The 22,744-nt window shown below is 65.0% G+C and carries 23 protein-coding genes; 9 read left to right on the forward strand and 14 right to left on the reverse strand.

Features of this window, described 5'->3' with window-relative positions; all coding sequences use genetic code 11:
* Positions 1 to 195 precede the first annotated feature (195 nt).
* Positions 196 to 2,370, reverse strand: coding sequence for a phosphocholine-specific phospholipase C (locus LXE91_RS04785; RefSeq protein WP_039364604.1), 2,175 nt, complete (start codon positions 2,368 to 2,370; stop codon positions 196 to 198).
* Between the two features lie 228 nt (positions 2,371 to 2,598).
* Here LXE91_RS04785 and LXE91_RS04790 point away from each other — a divergent pair, with 228 nt between their 5' ends.
* The gene (locus LXE91_RS04790; RefSeq protein WP_039364606.1) at positions 2,599 to 3,516 is read left to right on the forward strand and encodes a LysR family transcriptional regulator; all 918 of its coding nucleotides are present in this window, start codon (positions 2,599 to 2,601) and stop codon (positions 3,514 to 3,516) included.
* Positions 3,517 to 3,611: 95 nt separating this feature from the next.
* Here the strand turns inward: LXE91_RS04790 and LXE91_RS04795 are convergent, their stop codons facing one another.
* Positions 3,612 to 5,252, reverse strand: a complete 1,641-nt coding sequence (locus LXE91_RS04795; RefSeq protein WP_039364607.1) for an L-lactate permease — start codon at positions 5,250 to 5,252, stop codon at positions 3,612 to 3,614.
* 472 nt (positions 5,253 to 5,724) lie between these two features.
* Between LXE91_RS04795 and LXE91_RS04800 the strand changes: the two genes are divergently transcribed.
* Positions 5,725 to 6,036: a DUF4148 domain-containing protein gene (locus LXE91_RS04800; RefSeq protein WP_039364649.1), complete on the forward strand. Its 312-nt coding sequence runs from the start codon at positions 5,725 to 5,727 to the stop codon at positions 6,034 to 6,036.
* Positions 6,037 to 6,138: 102 nt separating this feature from the next.
* On the opposite strand, the gene gshA is transcribed toward LXE91_RS04800, so the two are convergent.
* From gshA to ada, 3 genes are all read right to left on the reverse strand, one after another.
* Positions 6,139 to 7,752 (reverse strand): glutamate--cysteine ligase, encoded by a 1,614-nt coding sequence (gshA, locus tag LXE91_RS04805; protein WP_039364609.1) that lies wholly within the window; start codon positions 7,750 to 7,752, stop codon positions 6,139 to 6,141.
* A 476-nt stretch (positions 7,753 to 8,228) separates the two neighbouring features.
* Positions 8,229 to 9,188 (reverse strand): DNA-3-methyladenine glycosylase family protein, encoded by a 960-nt coding sequence (locus LXE91_RS04810; RefSeq protein WP_039364611.1) that lies wholly within the window; start codon positions 9,186 to 9,188, stop codon positions 8,229 to 8,231.
* Positions 9,185 to 10,276, reverse strand: a complete 1,092-nt coding sequence (gene ada / locus LXE91_RS04815) for a bifunctional DNA-binding transcriptional regulator/O6-methylguanine-DNA methyltransferase Ada (protein WP_039364613.1) — start codon at positions 10,274 to 10,276, stop codon at positions 9,185 to 9,187. The genes LXE91_RS04810 and ada overlap by 4 nt, the downstream gene beginning before the upstream one ends.
* Positions 10,277 to 10,720: 444 nt before the next feature.
* Here ada and LXE91_RS04820 point away from each other — a divergent pair, with 444 nt between their 5' ends.
* Positions 10,721 to 11,134, forward strand: a complete 414-nt coding sequence (locus LXE91_RS04820) for a VOC family protein (RefSeq protein ID WP_039364615.1) — start codon at positions 10,721 to 10,723, stop codon at positions 11,132 to 11,134.
* Positions 11,135 to 11,155: 21 nt separating this feature from the next.
* On the opposite strand, the gene LXE91_RS04825 is transcribed toward LXE91_RS04820, so the two are convergent.
* The 3 genes from LXE91_RS04825 to speG form a co-directional block, all read right to left on the reverse strand.
* A complete protein-coding gene (locus tag LXE91_RS04825; RefSeq protein WP_039364653.1) occupies positions 11,156 to 11,710 on the reverse strand; it encodes a YaeQ family protein in 555 nt (184 codons plus the stop codon).
* A gap of 189 nt (positions 11,711 to 11,899) precedes the next feature.
* Positions 11,900 to 12,247: a surface attachment protein Sap1 gene (gene sap1 / locus LXE91_RS04830; RefSeq protein WP_011353606.1), complete on the reverse strand. Its 348-nt coding sequence runs from the start codon at positions 12,245 to 12,247 to the stop codon at positions 11,900 to 11,902.
* A gap of 502 nt (positions 12,248 to 12,749) precedes the next feature.
* Positions 12,750 to 13,292 carry a spermidine N1-acetyltransferase gene (gene speG / locus LXE91_RS04835; RefSeq protein ID WP_039364655.1) on the reverse strand — a complete coding sequence of 181 codons (543 nt, stop codon included), beginning with the start codon at positions 13,290 to 13,292 and terminating at the stop codon, positions 12,750 to 12,752.
* A gap of 138 nt (positions 13,293 to 13,430) precedes the next feature.
* Here speG and LXE91_RS04840 point away from each other — a divergent pair, with 138 nt between their 5' ends.
* The 4 genes from LXE91_RS04840 (at position 13,431) to LXE91_RS04855 (ending at position 15,727) form a co-directional block, all read left to right on the forward strand.
* Entirely contained in the window at positions 13,431 to 13,601 is a 171-nt protein-coding gene (locus tag LXE91_RS04840; RefSeq protein ID WP_039364617.1) for a hypothetical protein, read from the forward strand.
* Between the two features lie 135 nt (positions 13,602 to 13,736).
* Positions 13,737 to 13,985, forward strand: coding sequence for a DUF2795 domain-containing protein (locus LXE91_RS04845; protein WP_039364619.1), 249 nt, complete (start codon positions 13,737 to 13,739; stop codon positions 13,983 to 13,985).
* 110 nt (positions 13,986 to 14,095) lie between these two features.
* Positions 14,096 to 15,457, forward strand: coding sequence for a sensor domain-containing diguanylate cyclase (locus tag LXE91_RS04850; protein WP_039364621.1), 1,362 nt, complete (start codon positions 14,096 to 14,098; stop codon positions 15,455 to 15,457).
* A gap of 147 nt (positions 15,458 to 15,604) precedes the next feature.
* Entirely contained in the window at positions 15,605 to 15,727 is a 123-nt protein-coding gene (locus tag LXE91_RS04855; protein ID WP_256093573.1) for a hypothetical protein, read from the forward strand.
* A 218-nt stretch (positions 15,728 to 15,945) separates the two neighbouring features.
* Here LXE91_RS04855 and LXE91_RS04860 read toward each other — a convergent pair whose 3' ends face one another.
* Complete coding sequence (locus LXE91_RS04860; RefSeq protein WP_052760150.1) at positions 15,946 to 16,473, reverse strand: hypothetical protein; 528 nt, start codon at positions 16,471 to 16,473, stop codon at positions 15,946 to 15,948.
* A 478-nt stretch (positions 16,474 to 16,951) separates the two neighbouring features.
* Here LXE91_RS04860 and LXE91_RS04865 point away from each other — a divergent pair, with 478 nt between their 5' ends.
* The gene (locus LXE91_RS04865) at positions 16,952 to 17,077 is read left to right on the forward strand and encodes a DUF6402 family protein (protein WP_223274412.1); all 126 of its coding nucleotides are present in this window, start codon (positions 16,952 to 16,954) and stop codon (positions 17,075 to 17,077) included.
* Between the two features lie 494 nt (positions 17,078 to 17,571).
* On the opposite strand, the gene mnmE is transcribed toward LXE91_RS04865, so the two are convergent.
* Positions 17,572 to 18,966: a tRNA uridine-5-carboxymethylaminomethyl(34) synthesis GTPase MnmE gene (mnmE, locus tag LXE91_RS04870; RefSeq protein ID WP_039364660.1), complete on the reverse strand. Its 1,395-nt coding sequence runs from the start codon at positions 18,964 to 18,966 to the stop codon at positions 17,572 to 17,574.
* Between the two features lie 345 nt (positions 18,967 to 19,311).
* On the opposite strand from mnmE, the gene LXE91_RS04875 reads away from it, so the two are divergent.
* Positions 19,312 to 19,743 carry a transcriptional regulator gene (locus tag LXE91_RS04875; protein WP_039364623.1) on the forward strand — a complete coding sequence of 144 codons (432 nt, stop codon included), beginning with the start codon at positions 19,312 to 19,314 and terminating at the stop codon, positions 19,741 to 19,743.
* A gap of 105 nt (positions 19,744 to 19,848) precedes the next feature.
* On the opposite strand, the gene yidC is transcribed toward LXE91_RS04875, so the two are convergent.
* The 4 genes from yidC to rpmH form a co-directional block, all read right to left on the reverse strand.
* Positions 19,849 to 21,513, reverse strand: coding sequence for a membrane protein insertase YidC (gene yidC, locus LXE91_RS04880; protein ID WP_039364625.1), 1,665 nt, complete (start codon positions 21,511 to 21,513; stop codon positions 19,849 to 19,851).
* An 8-nt stretch (positions 21,514 to 21,521) separates the two neighbouring features.
* Complete coding sequence (yidD, locus tag LXE91_RS04885) at positions 21,522 to 21,788, reverse strand: membrane protein insertion efficiency factor YidD (RefSeq protein WP_006750110.1); 267 nt, start codon at positions 21,786 to 21,788, stop codon at positions 21,522 to 21,524.
* 75 nt (positions 21,789 to 21,863) lie between these two features.
* A complete protein-coding gene (rnpA, locus tag LXE91_RS04890; protein ID WP_039364627.1) occupies positions 21,864 to 22,325 on the reverse strand; it encodes a ribonuclease P protein component in 462 nt (153 codons plus the stop codon).
* A gap of 15 nt (positions 22,326 to 22,340) precedes the next feature.
* Positions 22,341 to 22,475 carry a 50S ribosomal protein L34 gene (gene rpmH, locus LXE91_RS04895; protein WP_004198824.1) on the reverse strand — a complete coding sequence of 45 codons (135 nt, stop codon included), beginning with the start codon at positions 22,473 to 22,475 and terminating at the stop codon, positions 22,341 to 22,343.
* Positions 22,476 to 22,744: the final 269 nt, after the last annotated feature.

A 22,744-nucleotide genomic window follows, 5' to 3' on the forward strand; every position in this document is an offset into this window, starting at 1 on the left:
CAGCAAGGCTGCGGTAGAAAACGAGGGCGCCATATCGGCGAATGATCCTTGTATACCCTCGCCCCGACACATTGTCAACAGTCTTCAGTCTCCAAAAGCCAATTCCGCCTGCCGGAATGCCCGCGAAGCACAGCCGGCAGGCGGCGGTCGCGCGTCGGGCCGACCTCGCCCGCGTCGCGCGACGCGTGCCGACCGTCAGGCCGTCGGGTGCTTCACCGGCCCCGGATCGCTCTGGCTCGGCCGGCCCGTCTCGACGTGGCCCGCGAAACGGCGCACGACCTTGTCGTCGCCGCCGCGCAGCGTCGTCGCGGTGATCGTCAGATCGTACCAGCCGTGGCTCGACGACAGCTCGAAGTGATCCTCGATGCGCTCGCCCGGCTCCAGCGTGTAGGTCCGCGCATGCTTGTGGCTGTATGCGTTGTCGACCGTCACGCGGCACGTCGCGCGCCCGCTGTTGCGCAGTTGCAGGTACACGTGGCGGTTGCGCACGTCGTAGCCGATCCGCGCTTCGGGGTTCGCGTGGCGGCCGTCCGCCGCGAGCCGCGTGTTGCCCTGGAACTCGCACAGATAGCCGTTCGGGCCATATGCCGCGAGATGGTAATCGCCGCGTGCGGCCGACGTATTCCACGTATCGACGAAGCGGTCGTGCGCGGACACCGCATAGCGGCGCGGCGGCGTCGTGGGGTTGCGGCGGTCGTACACGTAGAACGCGGCGCCTGCATCACCGGTGTTCGCGAAGTCGAGCGACACGGTGTCGTCGTGCGCGCTCACGCGGCTGTGCACGAACAGCTCGTACGGCAGCGCACGTGCCGGGCGCGTGCCGGGCTCCTGCGCCGGCATCGACTGCTGCGCGGGCACCTGGTACGCCTGGCCGGCCGTCGCGATGTGCTGCGGCACCGTGAAGCTCACCGTGCGCGTGTCGGGGCGCGCGGAGAAGTCGAATGCCGACGTGAGGTCGCCGCAGATCGAACGTCGCCACGCGCTGATGTTCGGCTCCTTCACGCCGAAACGCGCTTCGAGGAAACGCAGCACCGACGTATGGTCGAACGTCTCCGAGCAGACCCAGCCGCCCTTCGTCCACGGCGAGATGATGATCAGCGGCACGCGCGGCCCGAGGCCGATCGGCTGGATGCCGCCCGGGTCCGCACCCGGCACGAGCGGGCTCATTTCGCCCGGGTACTTGTTCAGGTCGAGCAGTTCGTCGCCGAGGTTCGACAGCAGGTTCGACGACACGATGCCCTGGCCGCCCACGCCGCTCGTGACCGGCGGCACCGGCGGCACGACGTGGTCGAACAGCCCGTCGTTCTCGTCGTAGTTCAGGATGAACACCGTCTTCGCCCACACTTCCGGGTTCGACGTGAGCGCCTCGAGCACCATGTTGATGTAGAACGCGCCGTCGGTCGGGGAAGCCTGCGGGTGCTCGCTGTACTTGTACGGCGACACGATCCACGACACCTGCGGCAGCCGGTTCGCCTGCACGTCGGCCTTCAGCTCGGCGAGCGTGTGGTCCGACGCGCCCTTGTCGACCAGCGGGCCGCTCGCGCCCTCCTTCACCTGGAAACGCTTGAAGAACATCAGCGAGTTGTCGGTGTAGTTGTCGGTCGGGTCGCCCGGGATGCCCGTGCCGCCCTGGTACACCTTCCAACTGATCTTCGCGTTCTCGAGGCGTTCCGCGTAGGTCGTCCACGTGTAGCCGTTCACGTCGTCGCGCTCGCCGATGCCCGGGCCGTTCGGCGGGTTGCCGTAGATGTTGCGCGGGTCGACCGTGCCGGTCCACAGGTAGATGCGGTTCGGCGCGGTGTCGGCGTGCGCGGAGCAGAAGTACGAATCGCAGATCGTGAACGCGTCGGCCAATGCGTAGTGGTACGTGAGATCCTGGCGCTTCAGGTAGCCCATCGTCAGCACGTCCTGCTTCTGGTTCACCCACTGGTCCCACTGGCCATTGTTCCAGGACAGGTGGCCGCTGCTCCAGCCGTGGTTGGTGCCCGGCTGGAATTCGGTCGTCTGCTTCGGATCGAGGTAGAACGGCAGCACGTACGGCGCCGACGGATCGAGGCCGCGCGAATGGTAGTTCTTCGTGAACACCGACGCCGGCGGCTGTTGCCACACCGGCGCACCGCTTGGCAGCAGGTGCGGACGCGGGTCGTTGAAGCCGCGCACGCCGCGCAGCCCGCCGAAGTAATGGTCGAACGAACGGTTTTCCTGCATGAAGATCACGACGTGCTCCACGTCGCGGATCGTGCCCGTGCGATAGGCGGCCGGCATCGCCAGCGCATTGCGGATCGCGGGCGGAAAGCCCGCGTAGGCGGCCATCGCGCCGGCCGACTGCGCGGCAAGGCGCAGGAAATCGCGTCGATTGTTCGAGGACATGAAGAGAACCCTGTGGTCGGTAGGAGTGGGGGCGCCAGTCGAGCGGGGCCGGCGGTTTGCGTTGCCGTTATTACCCCGCACCGGCATGTCCCGCGCGTGACCGGTTACCGCATGTTTCTTTGGGTTACCCACAGGAATTTTGTCGAAGCGGCGCATGACGCGGCTTTCATCCGGCCGACATACGCATGCGCTACGCTGACGCGCGATACAGAGGGGAGAAGCCGAGTCGTGTTCGATCAGCTGAAGGCGTTCCACGCGACCGTCCGGCAGGGCAGCATCACGCGCGCCGCGCGCCACCTGGGCGTGAGCCAGCCGACGATCGCCGCGCAGATCCGTCAGGTCGAGCAGGTATACGGCGTCGAGCTGTTCTACCGGAGCGGTCGCAAGCTCGAGATCACCGAAACGGGCATCGAGCTGCTGCCGCTCGTCGAGAAGATGATCGCGCTCGAGGCGCAGGCCGACATCATGCTGCGCAACGTCGGCGGCCTGTTCGAAGGCCACCTGCGGATCGGCGCGACGGGGCCGTACTACATCATGGATGCGGTCGGCCGCTTTTCGAACGCGCACCCGTCGATCGCGCTCACGTGCCGGATCGGCAACTCCGAGGAGATCCTGCAGGCGCTGCAGGAATTCCGCATCGACCTCGCCGTCTCGTCGCAGCGCAACGATGCCGACGGCCTCGAACGCAAGGTGATCTCGACCGACCCGCTCGTGCTCGTCGTGCATCGCAACCATCCGCTCGCGCGCTTCGACGCGATCGAGCCGGCGCAGCTCGCCGACGTGCGGCTGCTGATTCGCGAGGAAGGCTCGGTCACGCGCCGCTGCACGGAGACGATTCTCGAGGCGGCAGGTGTCGCGGCCGTATCGGTGGCAGAGATCGGCAGCCGCGAAGCGATCCGCGAGGCGATCCTGCACGGCGTGGGCGGCAGCCTGTTTCCGCTCGGCGAGGCCGAACGTCATCCGGATTTGCGCGTGATCGCGCTGCGCGGCGTCGATACGACGATCGACGAATACGTGTACTACCTGAAGGCGCGGCGCCAGAGCCCCGCGATCGACGCATTCCTCGCGTGCATCCTGCCGGCCGGCAGCGACACAGCCGCAGCGGACGACGCCGGACGAACGGCGCGGCGGGTGAGCGCGCGCTGAACTGCCGCGCGCTCACCGGGTCCGCACTTTGCTGGCGCTTTTCCCGCGCCTTCCCTCGTTTTTCCTCGTGCCTTCCTTCTGTCGTTGCGCTCACATCATTTCGGCAGTGCCGGAATCATCCACGTCAGCACGTGCTGCTGGAGGAACACCAACACGCCGAGCAGCAGCGTGAGAATCACGCTGTGCCAGAAGGTGCGCGCAAACACGACACCTTCCTGCCCTTTCAGGTCCGTCGTCGATACACCCGTCGCGATGTTCTGCGGCGAGATCATCTTGCCCATCACGCCGCCGGACGAGTTGGTCGCGGCCATCAGCACCGGATCGAGGCCGAGCTGCCGGGCGGCCACGACCTGCAGGTTGCCGAACAGCGCGTTGCCCGACGTGTCGCTGCCGGACAGGAACACCGCGATCCAGCCGAGCGACGCGGACACGAGCGGGAACAGCGCCCCCGTCGACGCGACGCCGGTGCCGAGCGTGTAGCTGATCCCCGAGTAGTTCAGCAGGTACGCGAGCCCGACGATCATCATCACCGTGACGATCGCGATCCACGTCTGCCGCCAGGTCTTGACCACGCATTCGAAGAAGTCGCCCACGCCGGTGCGCGTCAGCGCGGCCGTGACGATCGCCGAGACCAGGATCGCGGTGCCCGTGCCGAGCGGCTGGAAATCCCAGATCGCCGCATACGGCTTGTGGTACAGCGACACGAACACGGCATTGTGCAGGCCCGGCCACTTGATCTTCACGTCGCCGATCGCCGCGATGTTCGCGTGCACCCAAACGATCACGACCACCGACACGACGAGCCACGGCAGCCAGCCGCCGAAGCCCGCGCGTGCGGCGCCGGCCGTTGCCGGCACGCTGCGCGCGAGTGCGTATTGCGGATCGGGCTGCGGCTTCCACACCTGCAGGAAGCCGATCGTGACGATCAGCGACGTGAGCGACGACAGCACGTCGGTGAGCTGGTAGCCGAGGAAGTTCGACGTGACGAACTGCGCGATCGCGAAGCTGCCGCCCGACACGAGCAGCGCCGGCCACAGCTTCGAGATCGAGCGCAGCCCGCCGTACGCGCCGACCACGTAGAACGGCAGCAGCAGCGCGAAGAAGGGCAACTGGCGGCCGACCATCTGCGCGAGTGTCGCGGGCGGCAGCGACGTCACCGCGCCGAGCACGGTGATCGGCACGCCGAGCGCGCCGAACGCGACCGGCGCCGTGTTGAACAGCAGCGTGTAGGTGAGCGCCTCGAGCGCGGGGAAGCCGAGCGCGATCAAGAGTGCGCTCGTGATCGCGACCGGCGTGCCGAATCCCGAGATCCCTTCGAGCAGGCAACCGAACGAGAACGCGACGACGAGCAGCACGAGCCGGCGATCGTCGGGCAGGTTGTCGAGCATCCACTGCCGGAACTGGTCGAAGCGGCCCGACTTCACCGCGATGTTGTACAGCAGCAATGCGTTGAAGACGATCCACATTACCGGCACGACCGCGAGCGCCATGCCCGCACCGACCGCGTTGAACGCGAGCCCGGCCGGCATGCCCCATGCGCCGATCGCGACCGCGAGGCCGGCGACGAGCCCGGCGAGCGACGCCTGCCACGCGGGGCGGCGCAGCACGCCGAGTGCGATCAGCGCAACCGCGATCGGGATCGCGGCGACGAGGAAGGACAGCAGCAGCGAGTTGGCGACTGGCGTCAGCGGCTGTGCGAAAACGATGCCGGGCGGTAGGGCGTCGGTGGGGTTCATCGTGTCTCCAGATGTCGACCCGAGTTGGCGCTTTAGCGCTTACTCGGGTCCCATGCCTTGCGCTGACGACCCGAGCTGGCATCGGGATGCCCCGGGTTCGGTACAAGGCGATGTCCTGCGGTCACGACCGGGATCAAGCGCTTGCGCACGCAACGACGTCGCACGCCCAACCGATCGGTTGCTTAAAAGAGGTTAGGAGGCGCACGGCGCTTGTACAAGGGGGGACAAGCCCGATGCGTGCCGACCCGATACGGAGCAGCCGCCACACGCTGGCCAGCAGCGGGCAGCCTGCTGTCGCATTCGACAGAAAGCCCCCCGCGAGCGGTCCCCCGCGCAATGTTGCACATGCGACAAAGGTGCCTGACGGCGGGCGGGATGTTTCGTTTGGCGTCCGAAGCCTAGACTGGTCGCATCGATTCCGCCCGCGCCGGCCACGGCAGGCACGGCACCGGAACTTCACGGAGTGAACACGATGAAAACGATGAAGCAGGCTGCATGCGCGTTCGTGCTGATCGGCGCGGCCTTCGCCGCTCACGCGCAGGCCGCGTCGACGCTGACGCGTGCCGAGGTCCGCCAGGAACTCGTGGAACTGCAGGCCGCCGGCTACCGGGCGAACCTCGCGAGCAGTCCCGACTTTCCGGACCACATGCAGGCGATCATGCGCCGTGCCGCGCAGGCGCGCGGCGAGGACACCGGCTACGGCAGTGAAGGCAGGGCAAACGTGGAATCGGGCAAGCCGGCGCAGCCGCACGCAATCGACCGCGGCACCTACGCGCATCACTGACATCGGACTCAACCGGATCGAGCGCACCACGGTGCGACCCGACCGGCGACGGAGAGACGCATCGCACACCGCGCCGACCGACGCGATGCACGTGCGCAGGCATCACACGCTGAAGCGGTTCAGCGTATAGGCGCGATAGGCCGCGACGAACGCGTCGAACGATCCGGCCTCCTTCGCTTCGAGCTCGGCCTGCTCGGCCAGCGATTTCGCGGCGAGCGCCTGCTCGGTACGCAGCGTCTCCGCCGACGGCGGATTCGCCCGGAAATGCGCGGCATGCGCTTCGCTCTGCGTCAGCGCGAACTCGAGGAACGACTGACCGCGCTCGCGCATCGTGCGCAGCACACGCGCAGATGGCGTGCGCTCCGGATCGGCAAGCTTCTCGCGTTGCGCGGCGATTGCACGCACATGCTCGTCGCCGCCGCGGATTTCGTCGAGGCGGCGGCTGATGGTTTCGATATCGGCCATCAGCGCGTCCGCCCACGCCTGCAACGTGACCGTCTCGCCGTCGCGCTGCAGCGTAAGCCCCGGCTTGCGCCCTTCCATCGTCACGCTGCCGAAGTTCGCGTTCGCTTCCTTGTACGCGGGGCAATCGAGCGCCGGGCTTTCGTCGAGCGCGCACGCGAGCAGGAACGCGTCGATGAAGCGCGCGGTTTCCAGTGCGATGCCGGTCGGCTCGAACGGATCGATGTCGAGACAGCGCACCTCGATGTACTGCACGCCGCGCGACGCGAGCGCATGCAGCGGCCGCTCGCCCGAATACGTGACGCGCTTCGGCCGGATCGTCGAGTAGAACTCGTTCTCGATCTGCAGCACGTTCGTGTTGATCTGGATCCACTCGCCGTCGCGATGCGTGCCGATCGCCTCGTAGGCCGGATACGGCTCGCTCACGGCCTTCGACAGCGCGTCGAGATAGCCGGGCAGCGTGTTGTAGTCGACGTGCAGCGCGGCCTGCGCGGTCGTGTTCGAGTAGCCGAGATCGCTCATCCGCAGGCTCGTGGCATACGGCAGGTACAGCGTATCGGCATCGAACGTGTCGAGCCGGTGCGGCTTGCCGCGCAGGAACTTCGTGTCGAGCGCGGGCGACGCGCCGAACAGGTACATCAGCAGCCAGCTGCGGCGGCGGAAGTTGCGGATCTGCGCGAGATAGCGTTCCGACTGGTAATCGACGAGCGTGGCCGTCGAGCCTTCTTCCGCATGCAGGCGCCGCCACACTTCCTCGTGCAGCGAGTAGTTGTAGTGGATACCGGCAATGCACTGCATCGTGCGGCCGTAGCGATACGCGAGGCCGCGCCGGTACACCGTCTTCAGGCGGCCGATGTTCGACGTGCCGTAGTCGGCGATCGGGATCTGGTCGTCGGCCGGCAGCAGGCCGGGCATCGAGTCGTTCCACAGCATCTCGTCGCCGAGCGACGCATAGACGTAGCGATGCAGGTCGTCGAGACGCTCGAGCGTGATCGCGGCGTCACCTTCCGCGGGCGTGATCAGCTCGATCAACGCTTCGGAATAGTCGGTCGTCAGCGCCGGATGCGTGAGCGCCGAACCGAGCGCGCGCGGATGCGGCGTGAATGCGATCATCCCGTCGCGCGTCACGCGCAGGCTTTCCTTTTCGATGCCGCGCAGGCCGTCGGGCAGATGCTGCCGCGTCGGGCCCGAGCTCAGCGCGTCGAGGCGTTTCAGCAGCAGTTCGGACTGGCGGTGAGTCATGGTGTTCGACATGGAGACGCAAGTGCGTGACGGCCGCGCGCAGAACGCCGCGCGCGGCCGGCTGGATTGTTGGTCGCTTCGTTGGTAGCGGGCACTTTAACATCTCGCCGAAACACGCGCTTGAGGTGGCGCCGGGCGCGCTGCGCGGGCCGGAGCAGGCCGCCGGGCGGGCCGGTCGCGGCGGTCACTGCATCTGCGGCCGGTTCCATGCGGTGGCAACGGGCACGCCGGTTACGCGAATTCGTCAGACGGAACGTGATGCGCGAACGGGTGGCGGCAGGTGCAACCCTGCCGCCGGACTGATCGCTGAAAGCGGGATATGGGGACATCGCGCGCACGGCATCCGGCCGACGATGGATGCGCGGAATCGCCGTGACGGCCGGCGTTCGGTGGTTAGCCTACGCATGTCGGCACAACCCGCGCAACGGGTTGCCTCGCAGCCTCGCCAGGTCACACCCGGCTGCAAGCCTCGGCGATCCCCGCCGCTCTCACCCGCCGCGCGCGCCGCCCGCCCGGTCGGCCACTTCGTTCCACAAATGCAGCGCCGCATAGGCGCGCCACGGCCGCCAGCCTTCGGTACGGTGCTTCTGGGTCGCGAGCCGGTCGAGCGCCGGATCGCGCGCGGCGATCGACTGCATCAGCACGAGATCGGAGGCCGGCCATGCGTCCGGATCGCGCCATGCGCGCATCGCGATGTATTCGACGGTCCACGGGCCGATGCCGGGCAGGTCGAGCCACGCGCTGCGCAGCGTCGCGAGATCGGCGTGCTCGCGATCGACCGGAACGTCGCCGGCCGCCACCGCGCGCGCCACGCCCGTCAGTGCCGCCACCCGCTTGCCGGGCATCCCGATCTTGTCGAGATCGCAGGCGGCCAGCGCGTCGGGCGTCGGGAAGCGCCATGCGGGCGCGCCGTCGTCTTCATGAACCACACGCTCTCCGGCCCGCTCGACGAGCCGGCCGACGATCGTCGTCGCGGCCTTCACGCTCACCTGCTGACCGACGATCGCGCGCACGGCCAGCTCGAACCCCGACCATGCGCCCGGCACACGCAGCCCCGGCGCGGCCTCGACGAGCGGCGCGAACCACGGATCGCGCGCGAGCCCGTCGCCGATGGCGGCCGGATCGGCGCCGAGGTCGAACATCGTCGCGACGCGCATCGCGAACGCATCGTCGACGTGACGCGCGACCGCGCCTTCGACCGTCGCGACCAGGCAGTGCTTGCGCGGATGTTTCGCGACCGTGAGCCGGCCGGCATCGCCGTGCAGGTCGACGATGCGGCGATACACGCCGTCCGCCACCTGCTCGACACCCGGAATTGCGCGCCCGCTGAAGAAGCGCAGCACGCGCGCCCAGTCGTAAGGCGCATTGAAGCGCAGTTCCATTTGCGCGGACGGCGGCACATGGCCGCCGTTCACGATGGAGGTGATGGTTGTTTTTGCGATGCTCAAACTGCACTGCCCTCCGCAACGGATTCGGTCTGATCGTCGTGCGCATGACGCGCCTCGGACGCGAGCAGCGTCGCCTTGCGGCGCACGCCCCAACGATACCCGGAAAGCGCGCCGCCCTTCTGTACGACGCGGTGGCACGGGATCGCGAGCGCGACCGGATTAGACGCACACGCGGACGCAACGGCGCGCACCGCGCGCGGCGCACCGAGCGCCTCGGCGATCTCCGAGTAGCTGCGCGTTTCGCCGTACGGAATATGCGTCAGCGCCTCCCACACGCGCTGCTGGAACGCGGTCGGCGCGATGTCGAGCGGCAGGTCGAACGCGTGCCGCGTGCCGTCCAGGTACGCGCGGATCTGCGTGACGAACGGCGCGAGTCGTGCCGGTGCCTCGACCAGCTCGGCACGTGCGAACGCATCCTTCAGCTCGCTGACAAGCGCGGCCGGTTCGTCACCGAATGCGATCCGGCAGATGCCTTGTCCGGTTGCGGCAACGAGCACGGTGCCGAGCGACGTTGACGCGGTCGCATAGTCGATCCGCAGACCCGCGCCCTGCCGGCGGAACGCCGACGGCGCCATCCCGAGCTCGCGCGGCACCGATGCATAGAGCCGCGACGGCGAGTTGAAGCCCGCGTCGACGGCCGCCTGCGTGACCGGCTGCCCGCTTTGCAGCGCCTGCCGCAACGCGGCGCCGCGTTGCGCCGCCTGGTACTGCCGCGGCGACACGCCGACCACGCGCTTGAAAAGCCGCTGAAGGTGAAACGGGCTCACGTGCACGGCATCGCTCAGTTGCTGCAGCGTGAGCCGTTCGGCATGTGCGTCGAGCACCGCGCACGCGCGGTTGACGATCTCGAGCTCGCGCGGCAGCCCTTCCGGCTGGCAGCGCTTGCAGGGCCGGAAGCCGGCCGCACGCGCGGCGGCCGTATCGGCGAAGAAGGACACATTTTCGCGACGCGGCAGCCGCGACGCACAGGTCGGGCGGCAGAACACGCCGGTCGTGCTCACGGCATAGAAGAACGCGCCGTCCGCATGCGGATCGCGCTCGGTGACGGCGCCCCAGCGGGCATCATCGGTCGGATAGGCGGTTTTCATCTGAACCTCGCACTCATCTAGTGTAGATGGTGCCCACTTTAGAGATCGGCACGTGCCGTCGCGCCCTGAATCTTGCTCTGTGATTCTTGCTCTGACTCGCCCCGAATAATCGGGGGCGCATCGATCAGGAATAAATCCGGCAAAACGCGCGCGCCGGCTGCTCGAGCGCGGATTTCGTCATCGTACTGTCACCGTTTTGCTGCAGTGCGGATGCGACAAATCGCCGTCCTGACGTTTTTTTGCATTCGGAATATTGCGTCGCACCATCGCCGTGTGTATAGTTGGAACTGTCTCCTCCATGTCTCCTCCTGATATGGATTAAGCCCGTTCCGCTCTGCGTGAACGGGCTTTTTTTCGTCCGTCGATTGTGCCGCGTTCCGGCCGGCGGCGCAGGCGCGATGCGTCTACACTCGATGCTCGTGCGCTGCGAAGGAGTGCCTGCCCATGAAACCGACCATCCGCGCGATCGATCACATCGTGCTGCGCGTGACCGACATGGCTGCGATGACGCGCTTTTACTGCGACGCCGTCGGCTGCCATGTGGAGAAGGAACAGCCCGATCTGGGCCTTGTACAGCTGCGCGCCGGCGACGCGCTGATCGACCTGCTGTCGGTCGGCAGCCCGATCGACCGCCCCGACAGCGGCCCACCCGGCACCGGACGCAATCTCGATCACCTGTGCCTGCGCGTCGAGCCGTTCGATCCCGACGCCCTGACCGCCCATTTTGCCGCGCATGGCGCACAGCCGGGCGCGCCCGCGGAGCGCTACGGCGCCGGCGGCTACGGGCCGTCTATCTACCTGTTCGACCCGGAAGGCAACATGCTGGAATTCAAGGGGCCGCCGGCCTCGATCGGCTGAACGCGGCCGGCGTGCGAGCCGTCACGCGTCCGCGCGCGCCTTCAGCACCGTCCACTCGACCGCCACCGGATCGTGGTCGGCGCTCGAGATCCACGCGGCGCCGTCCTGCACCGTGCATTGCAGGCGCATCGTGCGCTCCGCGAGTTTCCCGAGCGCGGCCGCGACACCGTCGTTCAACGACAGCACCTGCACGTTGCGCAGCCGCTCGACCTTGCTGCGCACGCCCTGCCACCAGATATCCGACGTCTTGCCGCCGTATGCGATCACCGTGACCTGCCCGGCGCGGCCGGCCGCCTTCGAGATGCGCCGCTCGTCGGGCTGGCCGGCTTCGATCCAGACGTCGATCGCGCCCGTCAGGTCCTTCTGCCACAGGTCGGGCTCGTCGACGTCCGACAGCCCCTTGCAGAATTCGAGCCGCTCGTGCGCGAACAGCGCGAACGCGACGATGCGCACCATCATCCGGTCGTCGGTTTCCGACGGATGGCGCGCCACCGTCAACGCGTGATCGGCGTAGTAATGCCGATCCATGTCGGCGATTTGAAGTTCTGCTTTGTAGATCGTGGATTTCAGCGCCATGCGGATGCGGCCCGGGCGGGCATTCGGTTCGGTCGGGCCGTGATGATACCGAATGCGCGCCGTCCGGCGCGTGTCATGCGCCACCCACAGCGCAACGGCCCGGCATGTGCCGGGCCGTGTTCGGTTCGCGCCGCCGGCTCATCGGGCCGGCGCGCTCGCGCGTCGTGTGACGGCGCGGTGAATGGACGGTTACTGCTTGACGAAGCGCGAATCGGTCCAGAGACCCTGCTGGTCGCTGTTGTCGGCGCTGACGAACTGCACGTCGCCCTGGTCGACCGACACCACGCGGAAACGCTGGCCTTCCGGCACCGACAGGCATCGGTAGTCGTCGAAGTATTGCTGCTTCGCCTGCGACTTGCCGTCACGCTCGTGACTCAGTACGGAGTCCAGATTGTCTTTCGACAGGCAGCCCCATGCGTTCTTCGTCAACTGGATTTCCTGCTTCGGCTTGACGGCCGAATCGCCGCCGGCTTGGGCAATCGACACCGCGCAAAATGCGCCGACGAGGGCAAAAAGGATACCGGTACGTTTCATCATGTTCTGTCTCCAGGCTTGCGGGCACCAGGCTTGGGTTAGCTATGTGTTTAAAGGTGATCGTGAACCCGCGTTTTTCACTTTAGAAGACCGGCAAGCGATAGCAAGCACATTTGTTGTGCGACCGCAATAGCGGCGGATTGTCGCACCCCGTGCGCAGACCGTTTTTCACACCCCGCACTGGCACGACGACGCGCTCCGTCCGACGAACTGGCTCGCGCCGCCGGGCGGAAAGCGTTACTCAGCAACACTTTCATCAAAGTTACAACACGGCGATTGAACGGTTTGGATAATCCATTTCGCTATCCGGATCATTTTGATGCGCCGCACATAAAGTCATCCGAAACGATTCGACTTTACCGCAGCGCGGAATCGCATTTACCTGATACAAGAAAAATGCCAGGTATAAGCGCATCCGTATTTATCCGTACTTCGCCGCATGGTTTCAGCGCCGGCGAAAGCCCCGCCGCAAGCGCCTTTCTTCAGCGTGTTTACCCTGATTTATTCAGGTGGCTTGCTGGCGCTCGAAATAATCGCGCTGAAAAATGCACATGCGATAAGCGTTGTGATACGCGCCGTTTCCGAAAAATTCTTCCTTCAATTCAGCCTCGTGCTGGAATCCGCATTTTTCGTACACGTGAATCGCCGCCGCATTGGACGTGTCGACGATCAGGTACAGCTTGCGCATGTTCAGCACCTTGAACGCGTACTCGATCGCGAGACGCGTCGCCTGGCCCGCATAGCCGCGCCCCTGGCGTTGCGGCGCGATGATGATCTGGAACTCGCCGCGGCGATGGATGTAGTCGAGCTCGATCAGCTCGACGAGGCCGACCAGTTCGCCTTGCGCGTCGACCGCGACGAAACGGCGCTCGCGCTGGTCGTGCACGTGGCGGTCGTACAGTTGTGACAGTTCCGAGAAGGTTTCGTACGGCTCCTCGAACCAGTAGCGCATGATCTTGGCGTCGTTGTTCAGTTCGTGGACGAAGCGCAGGTCCTGGCGCTCAAGCGGCCGCAGCGCGAGCGTGTTGGTATCGTTCTGGAGTTGCATGTTCATGTCCTTTTTGATGCCGGCGCAGGTGCGACAAGGCCGCATCCGGGCCTGTTTCGCACTGTAAGAAGTTGAACGCGGGCGAAGTTCAGAGCCTAGAATGGGAGCAAGGGTTCCTGCCACCGCAAGGAGGCTATCGTGTTCGAGCAAGTCATACTCGGAATATTCCTCGTGCTGCCGCTCGTGATCGTCGCGGCGCTGTTCTCCGACGAACTTTGGCAGGAACATCGGCGCCAGCATCCGCGCGACGAAAACGCACCGCACATCGACTGGAAGCATCCGTGGCGCCGCGTGCGACGCGGGCATTGAGTCGATTGCCGTTCATCCGCGGGGCGCGCCGGCCCGGCCGCCTCGGAACGTCAACGCGTGACGCACCCTGTTCAGCACCCGAATTTCGCCTCGATCCGATTCCCACTTGATCCGCTCACTCCGCGAGACGCCGCCGTGAACGACCAGCCCGCCCAGCCTCCGCACGACATTCCCCGCGAAACGATCGACCTGCAGATTGCCGACGTGCTGGCGACCGTCCGCTACCCGGCCAACAAGGATGCGATCGTCGATGCCGCGCGCGACGCCGGCGCCAGCAACGAAGTGCTGTCGATGCTCGACGGCCTGCCCGAACAGGACTATGCGGACGTGAACGCCGTCACGCAGTGGGTCGCCGGCAACTTCGGTCCCGGCCTCGGGGTTTGAGCGCGCCCTCATAACGCGATAGGATCGGGCCGCAGCGGGTCGCGCAGCGACCGGCTGCGTGTCGCCCGGCGCAAGACCGGGCGTTTCCGCCTACGCGCCTGGGGAACTCCATGGAAGGCATCCTGATCCAGCACACGACACGCCGTCAGCTCTGGTTCGGCGCACTGACGGCGCTCGTCATCGTGCTCGCGCTCGGGATCGCCGCGCCGCACGCGAACGTCCCGCTGCCGGCCATCGAGCCGTTCATGCCGATGTGCGCGCTCACCGTGTTCACCACCGCGAGCATCGCGGCATTCTTTCTCGGCGCGCAGTTCACCGTGACTCGCCAGCCGGTGCTCGGCGCGCTCGGTGGCGCCTACGCGTTCACCGCGCTCGCCGTCGCATTGCAGCTGCTCACCTTTCCCGGCGTGTTCGCGCCGCACGGGCTGTTCGGCGCGCAACCGCAGAGCGCCGCGTGGATGTGGATCTTCTGGCATGCGGGCTTCCCGGGTTTCGTGATGGTCGCGCTGCTCGCGCGCGAGCGGCTGGCGCGCGCACCGATCGGCGCGCAGCAGACACGCTGGTGGACGGCCGCGCTGATCGGTGGGCCTGCTGTCGTCGCCGGGTTACTTTGCCTATTCGCGCTTAACGTGTCGCTGCCACCCGCGTTTCATCCGCCGGGCGACGCGGCCGTGCTGCCTGTCAACGCCGTCGCGCTGATCGTGTGGCTGCTCAATGCGCTGGCGCTCGTGGCCGTGCTGGCCACCGGCCGGCTGCGCACGACGCTCGACCTGTGGCTCGCAATCGCGGTGCTCGCGTGCCTCACCGACACGACGCTGAACCTGATGAGCACCAATCGCTTCACGGTCGGCTGGTACCTCGCGCGCGTGTTCAGCATGTTCACGCCGGGCGTGCTCGTGTGCGTGCTCGCGTGGGAAGTGACAATGTTGTACCAGCGGCTGTTCGAGGCGCACGCGACCCTGATCCGTTCGTCCGCACGCGACGGCCTGACGGGCGCGTTCAACCGCAGCCACTTCAACGATCATTTCCACACGCTGTTCCTGCAGGCGCGGCGGCAAGGCGAACCGCTGTCGCTGCTGATGGTCGACGTCGACCGCTTCAAGGCGTACAACGACGCGTTCGGTCACGTGAAGGGCGACGCATGCCTGATCGCGGTCGCGAACGCGCTGGCCGGTGCGGTGCGGCGGCCGGCGGACATCGTCGCGCGTTACGGCGGCGAGGAGTTCGCGATCGTGCTGCCGAACACGGGGGCGCGCGGCGCGCGGGTGGTGGCCGAGGAGGCGCGCGAAGCGGTGCTGCGGCTCGATCTCGCGATGCCGACGTCACCTGCCGGGCGCGTGAGCGTGAGCGTCGGCTGCGCGACCGTGTCGGCCGACGATCTGTCGACACCCGATGCGCTGATCGAAGCCGCCGACGCCGCGCTGTATCGTGCGAAGGATATGGGGCGAAACCGGGTAGTCGCCGCCTCATAACGTCTGCTGTTTGGCTATTTGTTACGGTCATTGTGACCGGAATAATCCGCCGTTACGGATTGCAGCGCGGGGAAACGATCGCTTACAGCCTGGGCCGGGGCCGCTCGCTATGCTGGGTTTCATATTGAACCCGAGCAGGTGAACACGATGAAGAAGGTCCTTTTGCTGATTGCCAGCGTCGCCGTGTTGTTGAGCGGCTGTATCGTGGTGCCTGACGGCGGCGGGTATTACGGCGACGGGTATTACCACCATCATCGTCATTGGGATTGATGTGGGTGAGGGTCCGGATGGGGCGATCGGCATGCGAGCCCATGCAGAGTCGATGATCCGGACCGCACCGCCATCAGGCGAACGTGGTCTGCTCGGCATGCCAGCAGGTACATTCATCTAGCACGCTGTCGATGCCATTTGCATCGACCGTCGCCCAATCGGCGGCCCATCCCTTGAGGGCGACCTGTTTGCGAAGCATAGGCGCCCAACGTTACCTGCTAGGGGAGCCGCGCCATCATCCGGTCAAGAAAAGTCGGCGGCAAACTGATTTCGCCAAATGTTTCGCCGAACTCCAGCCCTTGGGGGTACATCAATGCCTCCTTGGCCCAATGAAGCTCAACGGGTATGCGAGACCCGTCCCGATACGTTCGCTCGGCGACGAGGCGCTCGCCCTCCCTGTCGTAAAGCCTGAGAACAATCGTATCTCCAAAATAGCAGTATCGTGCCCGATAGCCGCCGTGCGGGGAGCGCTCGACCTTTTGTTCGCGTGAAGCGCAAGTTGCGCGCAGTTGTACGTCTTTCCAGTAACTCCAGCCAAGCCCGAGGACAGTGACGACCGCAGCCAAAACGAATGCGCGTCGAACGAAAATCCAAATCTCATTTTCAACAACATCAGCCCAACCTCTTGAGCCAGATAAGAAAGCGTTCAGCAACCGCACCATCGAAGCGAGCACGATAACGGGCAATATTATCGCCAGCAGACCCGGCATCAACCACATGCCCGACTCATTAATGTTCACGTTCATGCGAATCGAAGCCTGATGGGTTCCCGCAACGTTACATAGCGGCAATCTGAAAAAATAATTAAATCACCATCCGGCCGATAACACTACTTCACTCGCGAAATGAGTTATTCCAGACCGAGTAGTAGACATTTCCCACGACTCGCCCATCATCGACCACAACGGGATGTTCTACCTCTGGAGTACCCGGTGCGCCGACCAACGTTGCCGCCGGCACAACAACAGCGAACGCTCGACCAGCCACCTTGCCAAGAAAAATGAAAAGTCGCAACTCCTTTGACTATTAGCATACCTATTGACGACCTCACGATCCCAGTGCAATTAGACGGCCAAGAAAGCCCCCAAGCATATTTGGCCCCAAACCCAGTCACGTTAACAACCATTTCGAACTAGTCCGATTGATCTTACGGGCGTCATCACGCTAGCGTAGCAGGCATCGCGCATACCGCCCAACATCATTGGATCCGAAAATAGAAATGTCATCAATCCGATAGAAAACGTTGATTTTAGAAAATGGTCTGATATACATGGCAGAGGTGGCGACTTTATCATCTATTCTGACAAAAAATTCATCCCAATCTCACCTCCCATAGAAATTTCACTATAATCAAATCCAACAATAAATCATGAAGTTTTTTTGCGAATTACTTACACGCTACTCATCATGGCACTGATTAGCATCTTTGCCTTTGATCGAACGCCTCGAGGGGAGGAGTGCAGAACGTCGACATCTCCAGATGGGATGTATCTTGCAGACCTGTGCCTTTTAGCTTGGGTTCCGGGTGGAGATTCGCGATATGTTGGTCGCGTATACATCGCACAAACCGGGAGGTTAATAGCCCAGCACACATTCAGTACACCGATTCCCGAAATTTCCTGGAATAGTTATAGCGAGGCCTACGTGTCCTTTTCAAAAGGTGATGGCGGAGATGATTCTGTATATATATCGCTGCCGCCATCGTTTGTCGACCGGATGCTAGCGGCCCGCCCGCATCTGTAAAACCACAGTGTCAATCTGACTGGCAGTCGTCACGCGGATGCAGGCGCGTTCTATTGCCGGGAGATGGCTGTGCCATTCCCGGCCTGCAATCGTTTTCGCTTCTATTTCCCGATACAAAACCTGCTGAAAATCACCCCCAGCAGGTCATCCGAAGTGAATTCCCCGGTAATTGCATTGAGCTGTTCCTGCGCGAGCCTCAGCTCCTCGGCAAACAGATCGAGCGACTGCGCCCTCTGCTCCGCATGATCAGCCGCCTGCGCGAGATGCTCCTGCGCGGCCCGCAGCGCGATCAGATGCCGCTCCCGCGCCAGATATACCCCTTCCGCCCCCGCCTGCCACCCTGCAATCCGCAGCAGTTCCGCGCGCAGCATGTCGATCCCGTCGCCGCGCTTTGCCGACAGATGCACTTCAGTCAGATCGCCTTCCGCAGCCGGATGCTCGACACACGCCGCCACACCGGTCAGATCCGTCTTGTTCAGCACGCGCACCACCGGCACGCCGCTCGGGAACCGTGCCGCAATCGTCTCGTCATCCGCCGTCATCCCGCTGCGCGAATCCAGCAGATGCAGCACGACATCCGCGCGCTCGATCTCGCTCCACGTGCGCGCGATACCGATCCGCTCGACCTCGTCCTCCGTCTCGCGCAGCCCGGCCGTATCGATGATATGCAGCGGAATCCCTTCGACCTGGATCGTCTGCGCAACCTTGTCGCGCGTCGTGCCCGCGATCGGCGTGACGATCGCCAGCTCCGCGCCGGCCAGCGCATTCAGCAACGACGACTTGCCGACGTTCGGCTGCCCCGCGAGCACCACCGACAGCCCTTCGCGCAACAACGCCCCCTGCCGCGCGTCGCCGAGCACGTGCGCGAGCTGCGCGCGGATCTTCGCGAGCTTGCCGCGCGCGTCGGCCGCCTCCAGGAAATCGATCTCTTCTTCCGGAAAATCGAGCGTCGCCTCGACCAGCATCCGCAGCGTGATCACATCGTCGACGAGCGCATGGATCTGCCGCGAGAACGCGCCGTCGAGCGAACGCCCGGCCGAACGCGCGGCGGCTTCGGTGCTCGCCTCGATCAGGTCGGCAACGGCCTCGGCCTGCGCGAGGTCGAGCTTGTCGTTCAGAAACGCGCGCCGCGTAAATTCGCCGGGCTCCGCAAGCCTCAGCCCGAAACCGCGCCCCGCATCGAGGCAACGCTGCAACAGCAGTTGCATCACGATCGGCCCGCCGTGCCCCTGCAGCTCGAGCACGTGCTCGCCCGTGTACGAATGCGGCGCCGGGAAGTACAGCGCGATCCCGCGGTCGAGCGGCGCGCCGTGCTCGTCGAGGAACGGCACATAGCTCGCATGGCGCGGTGCGAGCTTCTGCCCGCACAACGCGTCGATCAGCGGCAACGCGGCCGCCTCGCCCCCGCGCCCGAACGACACGCGGACGACCCCGATGCCCCCCCGGCCGGCAGCAGTGGCAATGGCGACGATCGGATCGGAATCGGTAGCGAGCATAGGAATCGGATGAATTGGATGAATCAGGTAATCGGTGAATATGGTGCGCCCGCGCAACACTTCGGGCATCGGAACGCCGGCATTGTAGCCTGCCGGCACACGCGTCACCGGCCGCCGCGCAAGCTTCGGACGTGCCCGAATTTATCCCGCCGGGGATAAGCCAAGTATCATTCTGGCGCGATGTCGCCGCCCCCGTTTCGGACGAGTATGCCTGCTGGAGCGGCGCAACGCTGCGGCCCTTAATTCCACCACCCACCCCGATCAAGACCGGGATTCGTCTAAACAAGATACGTTTAGCCTGAATGGTTGTCTTAGACGCGGTGGTGGAATTGCACAATCTCTCCCATGCCGACATCCGAAGAAAAAGCCGCGTTCTCGGAACGCCTGAAATTCGCCCTGCGGCGCAGCCCGGAGAAGGTCACCGGTGCGACGGAGCTGGCGAACCGATTCAATCTGCGCCACCGCGGAGCGCAGCCCGTTTCGCCGCAAACCGCGCACAAATGGCTGACGGGCCGCACGATCCCGACGTCGGACAAACTTGCCACGCTCGCCGAATGGCTGCGCGTCGAAGTCCACTGGCTGCATTATGGCCCGTCGCCGAGCGTGATCGAACACCCGACGCCGCAGCCGCTGCCGCGCGACGAACGCTATCCGCCGACACCCGAGACGATCGAACTCGCGTCGAAGATCGAAGCGTTGTCGCCGCATCATCGCTATCTCGTGCAGGAACTGGTCGAACAGTTCTACGGCGACGCGAGCGAAGCGAAGAAGGGCTGAGCCCGCACCGGATCCGCAAAAAGCAAAAAAGCCGCATGGGCGAACCATGCGGCTTTTTTTCGTGCATCGCGGGGCGAACGCGCCGCCCCGCGTATGCAACAGGCGTCAGGCCGGTTTCTTCTTGGCCCCGCCGAGCTTGCGCGTGATGTAGTACTGCTGCGCGATCGACAGCACGTTGTTCACGACGTAGTACAGCACGAGGCCAGCCGGGAAGAAGAAGAACATCACCGAGAACGCGATCGGCATGAACTTCATCATCTTCGCCTGGACCGGGTCCGGCGGCGTCGGGTTCAGGCTCGTCTGCACGTACATCGACACGGCCATCAGCACCGGCAGGATGAAGAACGGATCGCGCTGCGACAGGTCGTGAATCCACAGGACCCACGGCGCGCCGCGCATTTCGACCGATGCGAGCAGCACCCAGTACAGCGAGATGAACACCGGGATCTGGATCACGACCGGCAGGCAGCCGCCGAACGGATTGACCTTCTCGGTCTTGTACAGCTCCATCAGCGCGGCATTCATCTTCTGCGGATCGCTCTTGAAGCGTTCGCGCAGCGCCTGCATGCGCGGCGTGATTTCCTTCATGCGCGCCATCGACTTGTAGCTCGCAGCCGACAGCGGGAAGAACACGGCCTTGATCAGGATCGTCAGCAGCACGATCGACCAGCCCCAGTTACCGACGTAGCTGTGGATCTTCTCGAGCAGCCAGAACAGCGGCTTCGCGATGATCGTCACCCAGCCGTAGTCCTTCACGAGTTCCAGGCCCGGCGCGATGCCTTCGAGCATGCGCTCTTCTTCCGGACCGGCGAACAGGCGAGCCTGCACGTCGGCCGACTGGCCCGGCGCGATCGCGGCGACCGGCTGCTTCACGCCGACGCGGTACAGCGTCGGATCGATCTTTTCAGCGTAGATGTCGCGCTTCACGCCCTGCTGCGGAATCCAGGCCGACGCGAAGTAGTGCTGCACCATCGCGACCCAGCCGTTGTCGGCGGAGGTCACGTAGTCGGCCTTGTTCTTGTCGAGGTCGCTGAAGTTGATCTTCTGGAAATGCTTCGCGTCCGTGTAGACCGCCGGCCCGAGGAACGTGTGCGAGAACATCGGCGTTTCGACGGCCGTGTTGTCGCGCACCAGTTCCATGTAGACCGTCGGCGTGACAGGCGCCGTGCCGACGTTGTCGATCTTGGTGTCGACGCCGATCACGTAGCTGCCGCGCGTGAACGTGTAGGTCTTCACGACCTTCACGCCGCCCTTCACCGGCGATTCGAACGACAGCTTCAGCGCGTTCTGGTCACCCGTCAGCGACGTCGTACCCGGGTTCAACTGCGTGTAGACGTCGTTGTGGTTCGGGAAATCGCCGCCGAGCAGGCCCGAGCGTGCGAGATACGTGTGGCCGGCCGTGTGGTCGAACAGCGTGATGTACAGGTCGGGCTGCTTGCCGTCGCCCTGCTTCTTCAGCGTCAGCTTCGCGAGCGTGCCGCCGCGCGTGTCGATTTCGCCGTCGTACACGTCGGTCGAGAACTTCACGAGTTGCGCCTGGGCGGCCGGTGCCGTCGTCGACGGTGCGGCGCCGGCTGCGGCGGCAGGCACTTCACCTGCGGTCGTCGTCGCGCCCGTGCCCGATGCACCGCCGGCAGCGGCCGCGGGGGCCGTCTGCGTGGCACTCGGGAAGAACATCGACGGGCGTCCATGGTCCCGCTGCCAGTTGTCGTACAGCATGACAGCTGACATGAAGAAGATCACCCATAGGACGGTGCGTTTGATATCCATGCGTTGTCTCAGAGTCGATGGGACCGCGCGTCGGCTTCGCCGCGAGCGCGAGTGTCGGAGTTGGGCGGCGGGACGAGGTCGATGCCGCCCGCGGAAAACGGATGGCATCGGCACACGCGCCTGACGGCGAGATACGTGCCGCGCGCGGCGCCATGATACTGGATTGCCTCGCGCGCGTAATCCGAACAGGAAGGATAAAAACGGCAACGGTTGCCGAGCATCGGGCTCACGGCAACCTTGTAGAAGCGCAGCAAGGCGATCAATACCGTTTCCATACCTTGGGCGGCGCCGTACGACGCCGCGTCAAAACCGGCCGGGCAGGCGCGAACGCCGCACCGGGCACGGATGCGTCACTCGGACGCGGGCTTCGACGCACGGCGGGCGATCTCCCGGACTGCCCTGTCGAGCAGTTCGCGGATCTCGGCCGCACACATCGCCGCGAGCGGGGCGGAAGCCGCGCTCGGCAGCGCTTTCTTGTCGAAGCGCGTGTGCTGCCGCAGCAGCAGGTCGTAACCGGCGAATTCGGCGCGGCGCAGGCGAAACTGATCGCGCGCCAGCCGCTTCACGAGGTTGCGGGTCACCGCACGCGGCGCATACTTCTTGCCGACGACGAGCCCCAGACGCGCGGGCTGACCGGTCGGCTTGCCGTAAATCACGAAGTGCGCGGAGCGCCGCCAGGGGCGCAAACGAAAAACGGATGAAAATTCATCCGTTTTCAGAAGTCGCGCAGCTTTCGGGAAGGCGGCTTTCGTCTGCGACGGATTCGCACCCGGCTCGACGGCACCTTCCGCAGGACTGCGGACGGCGGACACAGCGCGCAACCTGCCTTAGATGGCGAGGCGCTTGCGGCCCTTCGCGCGGCGAGCGTTGATGACCTTGCGGCCACCTGCCGTCTTCATGCGGACACGGAAGCCATGGGTGCGCTTGCGGCGCGTCACGGACGGTTGGTAAGTACGTTTCATGATGTTCTCACTTGTTCGAGAATGTCGAAATTCAGGGGACCGCGTGCCCTTAACCGGAGGCATTCGGGCGAACGCAATCGCCGGGAATACAGGATTGGTTTTCGCGGAACCCGCTATTTAAACCGTTTTTCCGTTGACGGTCAATACTTTAGGAGTCGATCGCCTGTGCCCGCCCCGAGCGATCCGGCCCCGCGCCCCACACAACCGGCCTGTGGATAACTCGCTCTGTGGCCGCGTTTGGCGGTAGAATCTCGCCTTATCTCCAAGAA

The organism is Burkholderia contaminans, from assembly GCF_029633825.1.
Taxonomy (GTDB): domain Bacteria; phylum Pseudomonadota; class Gammaproteobacteria; order Burkholderiales; family Burkholderiaceae; genus Burkholderia; species Burkholderia contaminans.

Coding starts and splice junctions, on each gene's coding strand:
- LXE91_RS04855 (WP_256093573.1), top strand. CDS start 15,605: ATGAAGAAGGTCCTTTTGCTGATTGCCAGCGTCGCCGTGTTGTTGAGC.
- yidC (WP_039364625.1), bottom strand. CDS start 21,513: ATGGATATCAAACGCACCGTCCTATGGGTGATCTTCTTCATGTCAGCT.
- sap1 (WP_011353606.1), bottom strand. CDS start 12,247: ATGATGAAACGTACCGGTATCCTTTTTGCCCTCGTCGGCGCATTTTGC.
- LXE91_RS04820 (WP_039364615.1), top strand. CDS start 10,721: ATGAAACCGACCATCCGCGCGATCGATCACATCGTGCTGCGCGTGACC.
- LXE91_RS04795 (WP_039364607.1), bottom strand. CDS start 5,252: ATGAACCCCACCGACGCCCTACCGCCCGGCATCGTTTTCGCACAGCCG.
- LXE91_RS04785 (WP_039364604.1), bottom strand. CDS start 2,370: ATGTCCTCGAACAATCGACGCGATTTCCTGCGCCTTGCCGCGCAGTCG.
- LXE91_RS04800 (WP_039364649.1), top strand. CDS start 5,725: ATGAAAACGATGAAGCAGGCTGCATGCGCGTTCGTGCTGATCGGCGCG.
- LXE91_RS04875 (WP_039364623.1), top strand. CDS start 19,312: ATGCCGACATCCGAAGAAAAAGCCGCGTTCTCGGAACGCCTGAAATTC.
- ada (WP_039364613.1), bottom strand. CDS start 10,276: ATGAAAACCGCCTATCCGACCGATGATGCCCGCTGGGGCGCCGTCACC.
- mnmE (WP_039364660.1), bottom strand. CDS start 18,966: ATGCTCGCTACCGATTCCGATCCGATCGTCGCCATTGCCACTGCTGCC.
- yidD (WP_006750110.1), bottom strand. CDS start 21,788: ATGGAAACGGTATTGATCGCCTTGCTGCGCTTCTACAAGGTTGCCGTG.
- gshA (WP_039364609.1), bottom strand. CDS start 7,752: ATGTCGAACACCATGACTCACCGCCAGTCCGAACTGCTGCTGAAACGC.
- LXE91_RS04825 (WP_039364653.1), bottom strand. CDS start 11,710: ATGGCGCTGAAATCCACGATCTACAAAGCAGAACTTCAAATCGCCGAC.
- speG (WP_039364655.1), bottom strand. CDS start 13,292: ATGCAACTCCAGAACGATACCAACACGCTCGCGCTGCGGCCGCTTGAG.
- LXE91_RS04860 (WP_052760150.1), bottom strand. CDS start 16,473: ATGAACGTGAACATTAATGAGTCGGGCATGTGGTTGATGCCGGGTCTG.
- LXE91_RS04850 (WP_039364621.1), top strand. CDS start 14,096: ATGGAAGGCATCCTGATCCAGCACACGACACGCCGTCAGCTCTGGTTC.
- rpmH (WP_004198824.1), bottom strand. CDS start 22,475: ATGAAACGTACTTACCAACCGTCCGTGACGCGCCGCAAGCGCACCCAT.